The sequence below is a fragment of the Prevotella veroralis genome (genome assembly GCF_018127765.1).
Lineage (GTDB): Bacteria > Bacteroidota > Bacteroidia > Bacteroidales > Bacteroidaceae > Prevotella > Prevotella veroralis.
In genome coordinates this window covers 271721-289000 of sequence record NZ_CP072330.1, presented here as the reverse complement: position 1 = coordinate 289000, position 17280 = coordinate 271721, and the positions used below count along the sequence as shown (strand labels likewise).

At 40.6% G+C, this 17280-nt stretch carries 15 protein-coding genes and 1 pseudogene; 14 read left to right on the top strand and 2 right to left on the bottom strand.

Annotated features, from left to right (window positions below; all coding sequences use genetic code 11):
- Positions 1-238: 238 nt before the first annotated feature.
- Positions 239-856, top strand: coding sequence for a DUF4840 domain-containing protein (locus J5A55_RS01200; RefSeq protein ID WP_004382284.1), 618 nt, complete (start codon positions 239-241; stop codon positions 854-856).
- 68 nt (positions 857-924) lie between these two features.
- Here the strand turns inward: J5A55_RS01200 and J5A55_RS01195 are convergent, their stop codons facing one another.
- Positions 925-1947, bottom strand: coding sequence for a DUF4435 domain-containing protein (locus tag J5A55_RS01195; protein ID WP_004382285.1), 1023 nt, complete (start codon positions 1945-1947; stop codon positions 925-927).
- 20 nt (positions 1948-1967) lie between these two features.
- Complete coding sequence (locus J5A55_RS01190; protein WP_039850910.1) at positions 1968-2786, bottom strand: AAA family ATPase; 819 nt, start codon at positions 2784-2786, stop codon at positions 1968-1970.
- A gap of 244 nt (positions 2787-3030) precedes the next feature.
- Here J5A55_RS01190 and cysK point away from each other — a divergent pair, with 244 nt between their 5' ends.
- From cysK to J5A55_RS01125, 13 genes and pseudogenes are all read left to right on the top strand, one after another.
- Positions 3031-3978, top strand: a complete 948-nt coding sequence (cysK, locus tag J5A55_RS01185) for a cysteine synthase A (protein ID WP_004382287.1) — start codon at positions 3031-3033, stop codon at positions 3976-3978.
- Between the two features lie 756 nt (positions 3979-4734).
- Positions 4735-5817 (top strand): OmpA family protein, encoded by a 1083-nt coding sequence (locus tag J5A55_RS01180; protein ID WP_004382288.1) that lies wholly within the window; start codon positions 4735-4737, stop codon positions 5815-5817.
- 221 nt (positions 5818-6038) lie between these two features.
- Complete coding sequence (locus J5A55_RS01175; protein ID WP_004382289.1) at positions 6039-6851, top strand: carboxylesterase family protein; 813 nt, start codon at positions 6039-6041, stop codon at positions 6849-6851.
- Between the two features lie 36 nt (positions 6852-6887).
- Positions 6888-8417: a PQQ-binding-like beta-propeller repeat protein gene (locus J5A55_RS01170; RefSeq protein ID WP_039850912.1), complete on the top strand. Its 1530-nt coding sequence runs from the start codon at positions 6888-6890 to the stop codon at positions 8415-8417.
- A gap of 516 nt (positions 8418-8933) precedes the next feature.
- The gene (gene dnaK, locus J5A55_RS01165; RefSeq protein ID WP_004382292.1) at positions 8934-10841 is read left to right on the top strand and encodes a molecular chaperone DnaK; all 1908 of its coding nucleotides are present in this window, start codon (positions 8934-8936) and stop codon (positions 10839-10841) included.
- Between the two features lie 68 nt (positions 10842-10909).
- Positions 10910-11548: a RipA family octameric membrane protein gene (locus J5A55_RS01160; RefSeq protein ID WP_004382293.1), complete on the top strand. Its 639-nt coding sequence runs from the start codon at positions 10910-10912 to the stop codon at positions 11546-11548.
- 4 nt (positions 11549-11552) lie between these two features.
- A complete protein-coding gene (locus J5A55_RS01155) occupies positions 11553-12011 on the top strand; it encodes a DUF6078 family protein (protein ID WP_004382294.1) in 459 nt (152 codons plus the stop codon).
- 215 nt (positions 12012-12226) lie between these two features.
- Entirely contained in the window at positions 12227-12961 is a 735-nt protein-coding gene (locus J5A55_RS01150) for an ion transporter (RefSeq protein ID WP_039851094.1), read from the top strand.
- A gap of 213 nt (positions 12962-13174) precedes the next feature.
- On the top strand, positions 13175-13531 hold the full coding sequence (locus J5A55_RS01145; RefSeq protein ID WP_004382297.1) for a helix-turn-helix domain-containing protein: 357 nt from the start codon (positions 13175-13177) through the stop codon (positions 13529-13531).
- Positions 13532-13542: 11 nt separating this feature from the next.
- Positions 13543-14756: pseudogene (locus J5A55_RS01140) on the top strand (virulence-associated E family protein).
- 218 nt (positions 14757-14974) lie between these two features.
- Positions 14975-15865 carry a toprim domain-containing protein gene (locus tag J5A55_RS01135; RefSeq protein WP_004382300.1) on the top strand — a complete coding sequence of 297 codons (891 nt, stop codon included), beginning with the start codon at positions 14975-14977 and terminating at the stop codon, positions 15863-15865.
- A gap of 143 nt (positions 15866-16008) precedes the next feature.
- A complete protein-coding gene (locus J5A55_RS01130) occupies positions 16009-16362 on the top strand; it encodes a plasmid mobilization protein (protein WP_039850913.1) in 354 nt (117 codons plus the stop codon).
- On the top strand, positions 16359-17279 hold the full coding sequence (locus J5A55_RS01125) for a relaxase/mobilization nuclease domain-containing protein (protein ID WP_004382302.1): 921 nt from the start codon (positions 16359-16361) through the stop codon (positions 17277-17279). Before J5A55_RS01130 ends, J5A55_RS01125 begins: the two co-directional genes overlap by 4 nt.
- The last annotated feature ends 1 nt before the right edge of the window (position 17280 follow it).

The window sequence follows — 17280 nt, the reverse complement described above, 5'->3', positions numbered from 1 at the left end:
GTTTCCTTGATGCGAAGAAAGCCTTTCTTTGATATGAAGAGATGCTTTCTTTGTTTTTAGTAGTTATCAGGCTCAATAGCTGTTAAGTTTTCTTATGCTTGTAGTTGAGGCTTTTTGAGGGATAAGCAATCAGTGTTTTACATTTTATTTAACAGTATTTTGTTCTGTAATAAATAATGAATGTGTAACTTTGCCAACAATCACTTTTGCATAAAGAAACTAACTAAAACATAATAAAATGAAGAAGAATAAACTATTACTGTTACTTATTGTGCTCCTTACGACAGTGTCTTTAACATCTTGCCTTGGCGATGGTGACGATAGCGGTAGACCCCAACTTCCAACAAAGGAAGAGAGAGATGCAGCCTTTAATGTTATGAAAGGTAACTATCAAGGAAAGCTCATCTGCTTTAGTCGTAACCAACAAACAGGTGGCTGGACAAAGACAGATTCAACCGATATTCATTGGGAGATGACATCAGATACATGCTTACTTGTAAAGCAATTCCCTACTAAGTATCTCGCAAAGAGTGTAAAGAATGCGAGCCTAAAGCAGGCTATTGAGGCTTTACCAGCACAGGATCTGAAGTTCAAATTTAGTATTTATTGGGCGAAGCCAACCGCTACGGGCTTCTATGTTGTACCACTCCTTGCTGATTTAGGTAACCTTACTTACGATGGTGCAAGCCATCGGATCGCTGTTAGATTTATATGGAACAGTACGGTAAGAGGACTGTTTGATCCTTCAACAAAACGCATGGCTGCACAATTTATAGAGAATGGTATCTATGTTGATAATGCACTCAAAGATGATGTGTACTTCGATGGTAACATCTATCAAGTACGTACAAATTGATAAGTTAAAAGCATTCTTTTAAGATAAAATAAGCGTAAGGCGGTAGTGTCAAGGATGATACTACCGCTTTATTCATTCGCTGTTTCTTCTTGTGTAGATTGTCTTTCTAAGAACAATCTAACATCTTCTTGCAGTTTTCTGAAAGGTTCTGCGTTTCTGTACCCTACGTTCCTTCTCAACATGGAAACGATTGTTTCAACGCTATGACTGTAACTTGATAACTCGTTCCGACGCTGCGTATCATGCACCGCATTGCGGTTTATCTCCTCTTCTCGCTCTCTGATCAGTCGGTCGCAGACACGTTTAAGGATGGGTACAACAACGTTGTCGAAGAGATGATGCCCTTGTATATATAAATAGGTGGTAGTAGGTGTAACGCCAAGCGCGCTTAGCTCTCTCTTTAGTTGTAGGTAATCCTCCTTTGCATAAGGGTTCTCCTTTTGTAATTGGCGTATCTTCTTTTGTACCTTATGATGCAGTCTTTGTAAGGATTCAGCAGCATTATAGATAGAAAAGTGCCCTATTTCGATAACTCTATTGAAGTCGGTTATAGTGAATTGGCGGTACTTCTGGTGTCTATAAGTCCATATACTCCAAACAAAGAGAGGATAGATTATCTCGCTATATTGGCTTAGGAAGGATTCAAAGTCAAATATGGCGTGGTCGTTAAGGGTAACAGCTACGCTCACATCATGCAGACTTTGGGCGTAACACTGTAGGTTTTCAATGGCATAAGCATAGGTATGAAAGACGTAAGGGTTAGTGATGACTTGTGTAGAAGTAGCTGTTTCGCCTTGTAAAAGATAGTCATAATCCGCATCAACGCACGCTATCATGTTCTCTCCCATTTGATTTGAAATAAGGTTCATAAGCACCGACTTCTTCCCTTTCGTTAGGTTCAATCGTGACGGAAGCATAACTTCAAAGAAGCGATCATTGCTTTCGAAGCCACTTAACACCGTCCTCCAAAAGAAGATATCATCGTATGCCTCGACGTATGCAATAATCTTTCTGCGTGCATGCTTACCATTAAGTTGATTGGCAGCATTGATGTATGCCGATGATAGATTGTCGCGGAGTCGTCTGCTCATAGTGCCTCCTTCCCTTGCTATTATTTGTCAGTAATATCCGAAACTTCCGTTACTCGGTCTATCCAACCATTCATTATCACAGCCGGACTATGCGTACTTAGGATGATTTGAACATTGGGATTCAGTTCAAGAATGAGGTCAATTAGTCGTTTCTGCCAGTCTACGTGCAGGCTAACTTCTGGTTCGTCCATAAAGAGAACGTATGGTTTATTATCTTCAACGAGTACTGTCAAGAGGATAACCAATATCTGTTTCTCTCCGCTTGAGAGCTGATAAGGATAGAGCGTTTCGCCTATCTGTGAGAAACGAATCTCATTCTCCGTGCGAATGATAGTCTTTCCTGTTTCGGTGAAGAGGTCGTCTATCATATCTTGGAATCGCTTTTTGGGAAGGGAGATGTGCTGTGCCTCTTCCGTAGCATTAGGTTTTCCACTCTGTAGAGTAGCAATGATTCGGTTGCCAATGTTCACTTGGTAATCCAGATACTTGCGTTGCAACTGAAAGAGCTGCCAGTCTAATTCAGTGGAAAGATTGCCATCCATCTTACTAACACTGTCCGAATTTAACAGCGGGCGATCGAACGAACGGATAATATCATAGCGTATCCATTTGGCATCGGAAGGGTTCACTTTCAACCGAACGCCCTTTAGTAGATGACTGGGAAACTCTCCGCCTTGTGAAAAAGAGCGTACCACTTTATTTATAATAGTACTTTTTCCTACGCCATTGATACCACTTAAGATATTAACTTGCCGATCTAATGTCCATCGAATGTGCTTCTTTCCACTCCAAAGGGAGTCGATTTCAATCTCTTCTATATAATTGGCATATTTCTGCATAAGGCTTTCTTGTAGTATTATAACACTATCGCAAATATAGTGCTTTTTATCTGTTTGACGATAGAAAAGGCTCTTTTTAACGTAAATACCATAATTGTGGTATGCGAAATAACACAAAGTTAGTATTTTAAAGACCAATGTTTCTCCGTACCTTTGCACCTGTGAAAAAGAAACAAAACACTTAGAACTTGCGGTGATAAGTGTTTTGATTGGTAGATGAAACGAATAATTAAAGGTAACGGATATGACAAAGATTGCAAAGAAACTCACAGAACTGATTGGGAATACACCCTTGTTGGAATTAAATAAGTTCTCTTCTTTGAAAGGACTTGAGCAGCCAATTATAGCAAAGATAGAATCGTTTAACCCTGGTGGAAGTGTCAAAGATCGTGTTGCACTAGCGATGATTGAGGATGCAGAAGATAAAGGACTTCTGAAGCCAGGAGCCACTATCATCGAGCCAACGAGTGGTAACACGGGAGTTGGTTTGGCATTAGTAGCCGCAGTGAAAGGCTATAAACTCATCCTTACTATGCCAGAAACAATGAGCATAGAACGCCGTAACCTTGTAAAAGCTTATGGTGCTACTGTGAAGTTGACGAGCGGTAAAGAGGGTATGAAAGGGGCTATCAAAGCAGCAGAGGAATTGCGCGATTCGATTCCAGGAAGCATTATTCTTCAGCAGTTCGAGAACCAAGCTAATCCGCAGAAACACTATGCGACAACTGGTAAAGAGATATGGCGTGATACGGACGGATCGGTTGATATCTTCGTTGCCGGTGTAGGAACTGGCGGTACAATAAGCGGTGTTGGCAAGTATTTGAAGGAGCAGAATCCGAATGTAAAGGTCGTTGCTGTGGAGCCAGCAACATCCCCCGTGCTAAGCGGCGGACAAAGTGGTCCGCACAAGATACAGGGTATTGGTGCTGGTTTTATACCTTCTACATACAACAGCAAGTACGTTGATGAAATCTTCCAAGTCGATAATGACGAAGCGATACTCACGGGTCGTCAGTTGGCACAGAGCGAAGGCTTACTTGTTGGTATATCATCAGGTGCAGCAGTCTTTGCGGCTATTGAACTTGCAAAACGCCCCGAGAATAAAGGTAAACACATTGTTACTTTGCTCCCAGATACGGGTGAGCGTTATCTCTCAACAGTATTATATGCCTTTGAGGAATATCCCTTGTAAGAAAGAAAGGGGCTTATTTAATAAGGTTGGATTATAACTACAATTATGTAATTATACAAATAAGAAATAATTAAAGAAGGTGTGTCAGTATAGCAACGACACACCTCTTCTTTTATATATTACGTTGTTTTTAAGATGAAATAAGCGTCTAAGGATGTCTCTTCCTTGATGGCTTCTATCCTGTATTTCTATTTATTTTACCCTTATAAAACCCTAATTTACTTTTAATTTAGTTTGCTGTCACTTTTAACATTTATACTAACATATTAGTTATCAGTGTTTTGTTGATATTAAAAGAGTGATAGGAGTGACAGTAAAACAGATTTCCTTTAGATTCAATAAGATTATTCAAACCAAATGAGAGATAGATATTAAAGCCTTGATGTTCTATGTCATGTTCTGAAGCCTATAAGACCTTCAATAGAGGGAACGCTTCTTTCGATATGAAGAGAGCCTTCTCTTGAATCAAACAAAGCACTTCGTTAATATTAGGGGATACTTTCCTCTATGGATAGAACTGCAGAGGTTGAGGACAAGTCTACTTTAATTAAATATTAAATAATAGATAATGGGCATTCTATTTATTGTTTTTCTGTATTTCTTAATGGTTGTCATATCAAAATAGCAAGTATATGTCTATATTTTAAAGAAAACCAATATTTTTTCTGAAAAAGATATGGTCTATTCAAAAAAAATACTAACTTTGCACCCTAGAATTAGAGATCGCTAAAATCAATACATTAATATTAAGCATTTATGAAAAAGTTTTTGATTGCACTTTCAATGCTCACAATGGGCATTAGTAGTATGCAGGCTCAAGTAGCTTATGAGAAAGCTAAGCCATTTGATAACGTCTATTTAGGTGTTGAGGGCGGTGTAATGGGTCCTATGAGCTTCAAGCATTTTGCTCCTCTTAACGCTGCTGCAGGTCTGAAATTAGGTAAGCAGTTTAGCCCAGTTTATGGTGCTAACCTCGAAGGTCTTGCTTTCTTCGGTGACAACCGTTGGGAAACAGGTTCTTTAGGTTTTGCTAATAGTCACACTATCGTTCGTGGTCTTAACCTCGGTTTGAATGGTACTATCAACTTCACAAACTTGTTCTGTGATTACAATCCAGAGCGTCGTTTCGAAGTAGGTGCAGAGGCTGGTATCGGTTACTGGATTACTTTCGGTGATAATAACCTCATTCAGGCTAACAATGTAGGTGATGATACAGAGTTGACAGCAAAGACTGGTCTTACATTCGCTTATAACCTTGGTAAGGACAGAGCATGGCAGCTTTATGCAGAGCCAGCAATCCTTTGGAACCTTACACACGGTCCTGGTGATGCTATCCAGTTCGGTCGTCAGGCTGCTCAGCTTGGTCTCTTCGTTGGTTTGAACTACAAGTTCAAGACTTCTAACGGTACTCACAACTTCAAGGTTTGGAATGTTGGTGAGTTGAACGATGAGATTAACTCTCTCCGTGATCAGTTGAACGCTAAGCCAAAAGAGGTTGTTAAGGAGGTTGTTAAAGAAGTTGTTAAGGAGGTTCCAACTCAGACAACTCAGACTCTTTGCATTGATAACTTAGTATTTGTAACATTCGCTCAAGGCAAGTACTTCCTCACTAACGAAGCTAAGAAGGCACTTGACTCTGTTAAGTCTGGTCGTCACGTACAGATTGTTGGTACTGCTTCTCCAGAAGGTTCAAAGGAGTTCAATGATCGTCTATCACAGAATCGTGCAAACATTGTAGCTAAGTACCTTGAGGGTCGTGGCGTTGTTGTTGACGAGGCTAAGGGTCAAGGCGTACAGGGTGTAACATCTAACCGTTTGGCAGTTGTTTACGTAAAGTAATCAAGTTAATCGATTAGCTCGAATATAGCTAATTATTAAACAAGAATATTAGTAGGGGTAGACCAGATAAAGGTTTACCCCTACTTTTTTTCTATAAGTTTCCTTTTGGAGGTTTGATGTATGTAAGTCTTTCTTTGTAACTTTGTAATCTCAAGACTAAATATAAGTATTTCTGATACTTACTAACTATTTACAATGTTCATATAAGATTATAGAATGATATGGTAAAGTACGCTTTTTCTATAATAATGTTGCTCTTTACATTGAATATTTCGGCACAAATTAGACCAGAAGGACAGTTTGAAACGAAATATAATGCCGTTCCCGATGGCTATAACTTTTGGATATATACGCCTGATGAATACAAGGAGAACAAGCATCCGTTACCGCTTATTATCTTCCTACATGGTGCTAGTCTCTGTGGGAAAGACTTGAACAAAGTGAGGCGTTATGGCGTTCTTGATGCTATTGACAAGGGCAAGATTATCCCCATGTTCGTGGTTGCTCCACAGAATCCAGGTGGTTCTTGGAGTCCAAGGAAACTAAATAATATATTGGAATGGATGATGTCTCACTATTCCATTGATGCAAGTCGTGTGTACGTCCTAGGCATGAGTCTCGGTGGTTATGGTACAATGGATTTCGTCGGAACTTATCCCGATAAGATTGCAGCCGGCATGGCTTTGTGTGGTGGGACGACGTTAAAAAACATGGATGGGCTCGGTGAAGTGCCCCTTTGGATTATGCATGGAACAGCCGACAGAGCCATTTCTATAAACGAATCAAAGCGTGTTGTCAATTATTTACAAGCCAATCATCGTGATCAATTACTGCGTTATGATTGGTTACAAGGTGGTAGTCATGGGATCTTGGCACGTGTTTTTTATCTCCAGAAAACATACGATTGGCTGATTACTCACTCATTGAATGACAAACCAAAGACGATAGATAAAGATTTCGATATCACTTGGGACGACATAAAGTCAACCTATCAAAACCTAAAGAATTTGCCCCAGATGTATGATAATGATTAATTGATACCTCTGATTAAAACCCTAAAATAATATAACGTGAAGCCCCGAAATTACTATCAAACGGTGCTGGCTGTATCCTTACTGGTGACAGCCTTATCTTGTCACGATGCTAAGAAGGTTGAAACTCAAAGTCCACTTACAGATTCCGTTGCTGTTGAATCAAATATAGAAGACCATTATTTGCCCGACACGATGTATGCTTCTGCCAATAAATTGAAGTGGTCTATAGATGCAGAGGGCAATTCGGAAAGTCTGTTGAAAGGAAAGGTTTCTGACTACGAAAGCGCTGATATCCTCACATTCCGTAAGGATCCATTACGCAATGCGGACTTCGGAGGAGTAGTGAAGGGCACTCCTGATACCATAGAAGTAGCCTGGAAGTTTGATACCTACTATAACACAGAGCACACACGCTTTGGTGTCTGGGGAGGTGGAAGTGGCTGGACAGGACAGCCATTGTATCTTAGTAAGAGTAATGAAATCATCCTGTCATCCCTTTGCAGTCGCACTTATTTCATTGACTTTATTACTGGTAAGGCATCAAGACCATCCGTAGATGTGCATAACACCATCAAAGGGACACCCTCTATTGACCCTTTTTTCAAGAACTTATATGTAGGTCAGGGCATCCCTAATCACCTACCAATTGGACGGTTAGTAATCGATCTGAACAAAACCAAAGACTCGCAATTCATTGATCGTGACTCACGTGCCTTACGTCATTGGTATGCGTCTGATGCTTCGCCAATAGAGGTAGGTGGCTATCTTTTCTGGCCTGGTGAAGATGGCAGTTTATACAAGTATAGCCGTAAGCAAGGGTACTTGAGACTTGTAAGTGCATTGCGTTACACCATCAATGACTCTGCCCCTGGTATTGAAAACAGCCTTTGTGCCTATCGTAATTATGGTTGGTTTGGTGATAATCATGGTAGTATTATCTGCGTAAATCTCAACACCATGAAGCCAGTTTGGTATTACGACAACCACGATGATATTGATGGAACAATCGTCTGCGAGGTTGAGAATGGTACACCTTATATATATTGTGGTTGTGAAGTAGACAAGCAAGGAATGAGTGGAACTTGTTACTTTGTTAAGCTCAATGGCTTGACTGGTGAGCAAGTATGGGTGCAGACGATTCCTTGTAATCGAATACAAATAGGAGAGAAAGTGCTTGATGGTGGAATGTATTGCACCCCTTTGTTAGGCAGAGGAGATGCGAAAGGTTTTATTTTTGCCAATATCTGCCGTAATGGAGCCGATGGAAAGGGTAAGTCATCAGGTCAGTTAGTAGCCTTTAATACCACCGATGGCAAGATTGCTTATACAACTCGTTTGAATCAATTTGCATGGTCGTCACCTATTGGATATATGAATGAAAAGGGCGAGCAGTTTATCTTTACAGGTGATTCAGGTGGTATGGTCTATCTGATAAGAGCAAAGAATGGTGAACTACTCTATAAGCATCATGTAGCAAGCAACTTTGAGTCTTCACCTATAGCAATAGGTAATACAGCTGTTGTTGGGTCTCGTCAGAATGGAATCTATAAGTTTGTTATCAAATAAAACGAATCCATTTCCTTATAACAGAACCCTATTCTTGAATTCAAGAGAGCCTTTCTTACATTTAAAGAAAGCCTTTCCTTGATACCAAGAGAGCCTTTTCTCGCATTGAGGAAAGCCTCTCTTTGATACCGCCCATTATTTACCTCTATTGAATGTAATGCGGCAAGGTCGGGATAGAAGCCTTCGTCTTTCCTCATAAGGGATATTTTCACAAAGAAATAGGGAGGTTTAGTGGATAGACGAGGGCGTCTGTCCCTACTTTGCGGCGTAAACTCGTTAACTTGTCAATTAGTCTACTCGTAACTTGAACGAATCTATTTTTTAATTACATCCAATGCTTTTCTCTATTTCTGCCAATATGTCAGTCTTATGCCATTGGCACATCCTTTGTTTAATAGTAGGCGTATGACGCTGTGAAAGCTAGCTAATCTAGCCCAGCGAGATAGCCTCGACTGTCTTGAAGACCAGCGTGTTATAGTATTTAAATAGTAAATAATAATAAAAGAATATACGATTATGGGAAAGATTATTGGAATTGACTTAGGAACAACAAACTCTTGTGTTGCTGTATTTGAAGGTAATGAGCCAGTGGTAATCGCTAACAGCGAGGGTAAGCGTACTACACCTTCTATCGTTGGCTTCGTTGAGGGCGGCGAGCGTAAGGTGGGTGACCCTGCTAAGCGTCAGGCTATCACAAACCCAGAGAAGACCATTTACTCTATTAAGCGTTTCATGGGTGAGACTTACGCACAGTGTCAGAAAGAGGCTGAGCGTGTTCCATTCAAGGTTGTTAACGAGGGTGGTTATCCACGTGTTCAGATTGACGACCGTAAATATACTCCACAGGAGATTTCTGCAATGGTATTGCAGAAGATGAAGAAGACCGCTGAGGACTATCTCGGTCAAGAGGTGACAGACGCAGTTATTACCGTACCAGCATACTTCTCTGACTCACAGCGTCAGGCTACTAAGGAAGCTGGTCAGATTGCAGGTCTTAACGTACAGCGTATCGTGAATGAGCCTACTGCTGCAGCGCTTGCTTACGGTGTTGACAAGGCGAACAAGGATATGAAGATTGCCGTGTTCGACCTTGGTGGTGGTACGTTCGATATCTCTATCCTTGAGTTTGGTGGCGGTGTGTTCGAGGTACTTTCTACCAATGGTGACACGCACCTGGGTGGTGACGACTTCGACCAGGTCATCATCGACTGGCTCGCTAACGGCTTCAAGGCTGATGAGGGTATCGACCTGACAAAGGACCCGATGGCTATGCAGCGTCTGAAGGAGGCTGCCGAGAAGGCAAAGATTGAGTTGTCAAGCTCTTCTTCTACAGAGATCAACCTGCCTTACATCACAGCAGAGGGCGGTGTTCCAAAGCACTTGGTAAAGACCTTGACCCGTTCACAGTTTGAGCAGTTGGCACACAACCTCATCCAGGCTTGTCTCGTTCCTTGCCAGAACGCTATCCGTGATGCTAAGTTGCAGACATCAGATATCGATGAGGTGATCCTCGTAGGTGGTTCAAGCCGTATCCCTGCTGTGCAGACCTTGGTGAAGAACTACTTCGGCAAAGAGCCTTCAAAGGGTGTTAACCCAGATGAGGTGGTTGCTGTCGGTGCAGCTATCCAGGGTGCTATCCTCAACAAGGAGAGCGGTGTAGGCGACATCGTATTGCTCGACGTTACTCCATTGACCCTCGGTATTGAGACGATGGGTGGCGTGATGACAAAGCTCATCGATGCCAACTCTACTATCCCTTGCAAGAAGAGTGAGGTGTTCTCTACCGCAGCCGACAACCAGACAGAGGTTACTATCCACGTTCTGCAGGGTGAGCGTCCAATGGCAGCACAGAACAAGTCTATCGGTCAGTTCAACCTGACAGGTATTGCTCCAGCTCGCCGTGGTGTTCCACAGATTGAGGTAACATTCGACATCGATGCCAACGGTATCCTCAACGTATCTGCTAAGGACAAGGCAACAGGTAAGGAGCAGAGCATCCGCATCGAGGCTTCAAGCGGCTTGAGCGAGGAGGAAATCAACCGCATGAAGGCCGAGGCTGAGCAGAACGCCGAGAACGACAAGAAGGAGCGTGAGAAGATTGACAAGCTGAACCAGGCAGACTCAATGATCTTCACCACCGAGAACTTCTTGAAGGACAACGGTGATAAGATTCCAGCCGACCAGAAGTCAGGTATCGAGTCTGCTCTCCAGCAGCTCCGTGATGCTCACAAGTCAGCTGACGTTGCAGCCATCGACACAGCTATCAACAACCTCAACACCGTAATGCAGGCATCATCACAACAGATGTACAGCCAGGCAGGCGGTCAGCAGGCAGGTCCTCAGCCAGGCGCAGATGCAGGTCAGCAGGAGCAGCCAAAGCAGGATGACACCATTCAGGATGCTGACTTTGAGGAAGTGAAGTAAAATAACAACAATATAATCGCAGTAATCCAGTAATGGGTTGCTGCGATTATTTTTATAACCTTACAATTATGAGTAATGAACAAACAAAAGTTTCTCATAAAGACCTGCGGGAAACATTTTACAGATTGAGAGACTTTGAAATATCAAACCTTTGGCAACGATCTATATTCTTATCAGCTTTATTAGTCTTGTTTTTCCCTGCTTATGGTGTTTTAGTATCAAAACTACTTGAGAGTACAAGCAAGCATATAATATATCATGAGATTTGTTGTGCACTGGCATTATGCGCCATTATCTTTTCAATAATATGGATTATGATGGCAAAAGGATCGAAGGCTTGGTTTGAAGTATATGAGCAGAAAATTTGTAAAATAGAAGATGAGGAGGATTTAGGAATTAAGAGAGAATATTCTATGCTGAATATGGGAAAAGTACCTTGGAGTTTAGATTCCAGATTGTTGTCTGGTAAAGCTGGATGCTACTCTGTTTCTAAATTAAATATTTTAATAGGGCAATTTCTTTTTATTCTTTGGATAATAGTTTTTATTATCCATTATGTTGGGATAATAATATCTTTCCTCAACATGCATAACGGCTGTGTACCTCATACGATCATATTAACGTTGCTGCCCATATCTGTTATATTTATTATTGTTACAGCAAGTATGAATACGTGGGCAAAAAGTGGTTGTCTACAAAAGCCGTAATTCTATGACCCAAGAAGAATACAACCAATTATCCTACGATTACGAACACTGTGCTGGCACTCACTGCGAGAAAGCCAGCCAGTGTTTGCGCTATACAGCCTACACGATGCTTGAGTCGGGTGGGCGGGAACGGTATATGATGTTGAACCCGAAAGTGGTAACGGGTGCACAGCCGTGTCCGTACTATGAACAGAAGCGAAAGAAACGTTTTGCGTGGGGCATCTCTCGCATTTACGATAATGTGCGGATGGCTGACTTGAAGCGTGTCCGTCACGAAGTAATGATGTGCTTTGGCTCTGAAGTTTACTACAAGGTTAAGCAGCAACGCCGTGCCATAACTGAAGAAGAGCAGAAGATGGTTCGCCTTTCCTTTACTGAAATGGGTTATGACGGTAGTGCCATCGAGTTCGATCGCTATGAAGAACAATATGCCGCTGTGATGCGGCTGGCAAGATACAGTTAGATATCTGCACACATTTGCTTGACATTCTCTGACAGTTCTTCATTAGGTTCTTATAGAAAGGTATATAGCTTATAGAATTGGACACGTTAGTCCTGTGAGTTGGACAGAAGTGTCCAATGAGTTGGATTAGTCAGTCCAATTGATTGGATTAGCTTGTCCAATTCTTTAAATGAACTTATTTAATGTCGTTGGTTCACAAGAAATCATTTAGTAATATGAATAGACAGAAGATTGCAAACATAATAGACAGGAAGTCACATACCGATTGGATGTGTACGGCTTATGACTGGTTTATGGTTCTGACCATTCTCGTAAGCCTTCTTCCGCTGATGTTTATGGGTACGTACAAAGTGTTTTGGTTTACGGAAATGGCTTCAACGCTCGTGTTCATCATTGATTACCTGCTTCGCTGGGGTACGGCTGATTTGAGAAGCAACAATCGTAAGATAGCGTTTCTCACCTATCCGTTTTCTTTTATGGCAATCATTGACCTACTGTCTATCCTGCCTGCCGTAACGCTGCTTAACCCTGCATTCAAGCTCTTCCGTTTCACACGCCTGTTGAGACTGACAAGAGTCTTGAAGATGTTTGGAATATCAAGCAAGGTGCGTTTGTTCATGTCCATTCTCTATAAGGAGCGTCAGGTCCTGTCTTCTGTCTTGGTATTGGCTCTGCTCTATATCTTCGTGACGACACTCATACTGTTCAATGTCGAACCCCACATTAACCCATATACAGGTCAACCTACCTTCCGCTCTTTCTTTGATGCTTTGTATTGGGCAACCGTGACACTTACCACGGTAGGTTATGGCGATATGTGCCCTGTCACCGACGTTGGTCGTTTCGTAAGTATGCTTTCGTCCTTGTTCGGTATAGCTGTTATCGCTTTGCCCTCTGGTGTTATCACCGCCCGCTATCTTGATGAGTTGCGAAAGGAGAAGGCATGTTAAGTAAGTGATTAAAGATGCGGAAGTTGGAACCATAAAAAGTCATCTTCATGATGATAGAAGAAAGGCACTATACCTATTGTACAAAGCCTTTCAGACCGCCAAATCACAGAATAACACACAAACCTATTGTGTTTTTATAGTGTTTCTTCAGTGTCTTAGGACACAGAGGTAACACTTTTTTCATTTGCACCGTAAAAATCAATAACGAGTATTATGGTACAAAATGAAATCACTTTTGAGAACTTGCCAAAGGCCGTTGCTCACTTAGTCAGCGAAGTTGCTGAAATCAAGAATTTAGTATGTAAAGGACAAACACCTGTTGTCCCTCCCAAACGTATTCCTATTGGAATAGATGATGCGTGTAAACTTATAGGGAAAGCCAAACCCACGGTTTACACCTTAGTACGTAAACGCTTACTACCTTGTTATAAGAATGGTAAGCATCTCTATTTTTTTGAAGATGAGTTGTTAGCATGGATTGAAGGAGGTAAAAAAAAGATTGTTGCCGAAATCAACGAGGAGGCAAAAGCTTTTATCTCTGAGAAACATTCTGATTCTTCCCTTTTATAACTATATGCATTATGGAAAAGGAAAGAACTGAAGGGCGAGCCAAGCAATCTAAGAATGAACGCATAGAGCAATTCTTGAAAGAACATTATGCTTTTCGTTTTAATACAGTTAAAAGTAGAACAGAGTTTCGAGAACAAGATTCTAATACTTCATTTCGTCCTCTTACTAAATACGATATTAACTCTATGCGTCGGCTGGTAGATGGGACTTTGGGAATATATACTCCAGCTGATAATATTCGAGCAATATTGGAGAGCGACTTTTGCAATAAAGTTAACCCGATTCGTGAGTATTTGTTGAATCTTCCAAAGCCTAAAGGTGAAGATGAATCTGAAATTATAAGGTTGGCAAATTGTGTTGTGGTGAGAAATCCTGATAAATGGAAACACTACTTTGTAAAATGGTTGGTTGCTGTCGTAGCCAATGCTATGGATGATTTACAGTGTCGTAATCATACATGTTTAGTTCTTACAGGTGAACAAGGAAAATTCAAAACAACTTTCCTTGATTTACTCTGTCCAGAAGAACTGAAGAGTTATCTTTTCACAGGAAAGATTGACCCACAAGGAAAAGATGTACAAACACTGATCGCAGAATATCTTTTTATCAATATTGACGACCAGCTAAAGGCACTCAATAAGAGAGATGAAAATGAATTGAAGAATCTGATAACGACACCAAGAGTAAAATATCGTAGACCATACGACACTTACATAGAAGAGTATCCTCACTTAGCAAGCTTTATGGCATCTGTTAATGGTAATGATTTTCTAACAGATCCGACAGGCAGTCGTCGCTTTCTACCTTTTGAAGTTGAACATATTGATATTGACGCAGCTAAAGAGATTAATATCAATAAGGTGTACTCCGAAGCAGTTGAATTGTGGAGAGTTGACTATCATTATTGGTTCAATGAAGAGGAAATAGCTGAACTGCATCAAGAGAACGAAGGGTTTCAAGTGCAGACTGTTGAGTATGAAATGCTTCTTAAAGGCATGGAAAAGCCAGCAGCAACCGAAGAGAGTTATATGACACTTCTGAAATCCTAAACTATTTGCGTGGATACACAACGCTTAACCTAAGTGAAAGGAGAATGGGAGAAGCCTTGAAAAAGGCGGGTTTCTTGCGGAAATCCAAAAGGATAGGTGGCAATCCAATGTATGTTTACCATATACGCAAGATTGTTCCAAATCCCTTTATTCAAAGTTACAATACAAATTATTAATACTACTTTACTACAAAGAGGGATAAGGCATTGAAAGAAAAAAGGTTAGACCGTAGTAAATAATGATATAAGGTATTACTACCTCATTACTACCAACCTATCATATACAGATGCAATGATTACTACAAAGATAGTTTGTACTACATATTTTCCTTTCATTGTCAATGACTTACAAAACAATAACATTGTAGTAAGTAATAGGTTTAAAAGTTACAAGTATGACAATAAATGAAATTAAAGCAATATCAATTAAAGATTACTTAGGTAGTATGTCTATATATCCAACAAAGAATTATGGCTATTACGGAATGTATAAAAGTCCATTCCGAAATGAACATACTCCAAGTTTCAAAGTTGATTATAACCAAAATCTATGGTATGACTTTGCACTTGATGAAGGTGGGAGTCTTATAGATTTAGTTATGAAATTACATAATTGCAGTTTAGTACAAGCTATAGAGTTGTTTAATGGCAAACAAAATAACCTGCCGAAATTATCCATAGCTAATAGTAAAACAAATTCTCCAAGCCAATCACGTATAGAGATTATCAGCTCTACCAACTTATGTCATCCGAATCTCATGGAATATTTCACACATAGAGGAATCAATCTGAACATTGCGAAAAAATATTGTAGGGAAATCCATTATAGAATTGGTGATAGGAGTTTTTACGCAATAGATTTTCCAAACAATTCTTATGGGTATGCGTTGCGCAATCCATACTTCAAAGGGTGTTTGCCTCCTTCCGATATCTCGTATGTTCCCAGTCCTTCAGAACAAATCAATCTGTTTGAAGGTTTTATGGATTATCTTAGTTTGCTTACGATGAGTCCAGATGAAGAGAAGAAAGCTGCACTGATACTTAACTCGATTAATAATATCAAAAAATCAAGATTTTTTCTTTCAAAGCACAAGCTCATCTGTTCATATTTAGATAATGATGAAGGAGGAAAGCGAACTTTAGAACAACTCAAAAGAGACGCTTTTGATGTTCAAGACTGCTCTTCCGTATTCCAGAATTATAAAGACCTAAACGACTATTTATGTGCTGAATTCAAGCATTCAGAGAAAGCAGAAAATAAGAAAATCAAAGGGATTAAGCTATGATTACAGGAATAGTTTTGCATCATCTATCTTTCGGAGAGCAAGTTTATGTTTTGGGCATACCAAAACCACTTGCTCTACCTCCCGACACTCGGCGCAGAGGATTATCTCGCTGGTCTCCATCAAATCAAATTAAAAAAACAAGTATGATAAAAACAGAATATAAAAAAGGTGGTCGTCCAACCAAAGGTGCAGCCGAAAAGAAGAAATACCGTATCACTGTGAAACTGAATACGCAAGATTACTATACGCTCAAAGGCAAAGCCAAAAGCGCAGGAGTAACCATGAGTGAGTTTGTAAGAAAAGTTCTTGATAAAGGAAATGTCATTGAACGACTGACCGTAGAGCAAGCAGACTTCATCCGCAAGCTGTGTGGAATGGCAAATAATCTCAATCAGTTGGCACATCGTGCCAATGCGGAAGGGTTTCATTCAGTTGCTCCTTTCCATAAAATCATCATTAGCAAGATTGATGAAATCCTAAATCTGATACGAAAATGATTGCCAAGATAATGAAAGGTTCAGGCTTCAAGGGTGTTATTAATTACATCCTTGACCCGAAGAAAGGAACAGAACTCATAGACAGTTCCGGAGTGAGAACAGACAGTATCAACCATATTGTTCAAAGTTTCATCGACCAAACAGAACTGAATCCACGAGTGGGTAAGGTTGTAGGGCATATCTCCTTGAGTTTTTCGATACAAGATTCTCCCAAATTAAGCAACGAGTTCATGGCACAGACGGCTCGTGAGTATATGGAGAAGATGGGGATAAAAGATACACAGTACATTATCGGTCGCCATTTCGATAAGGAGCACCCACATATTCATATCGCTTTTAATCGGATAGATAACAACGGCAAGACTATCTCTGACCGTAACGACAGGTTCAGAAGCGAAAAGATTTGTAAGGAACTGACCGCCAAATACTGTTTATACTTTGCTGGTGGCAAGGAGAAGGTCAAGGAACATCGCTTGAAAGAACCTGATAAGACCAAGTATGAAATCTATCAGGCGTTGAAAACTGAAATTACTCGGTGCAGGGATTGGAAAGCGTTACTTGTTCATTTGGAGAGAGAAGGGATTGATGCCCGCTTTAAGTATAAAGGTAACTCACAGGAAGTACAGGGGATTATCTTTGAAAAGAACGGTTATCATTTCAATGGCTCTAAAGTGGATAGGAATTTCAGCTATTCTAAAATAGACTTTGCCTTGCACCAGAATAACAGGGAACACGAACAACAGATGCAAGGAGTGGTAAACCTCATATCCAATGTTGCAAGTGTTACGAGCAAAATAGCCAACGAACTCATTGAAGGAGGATTGGGATTGTTCCAGACTCACGGCACTGTCCCTGCGGAGGTTTACAACACACTCGATAAAAAGAAGAAAAAGAAAAAACGTAAAATACATTTATAAT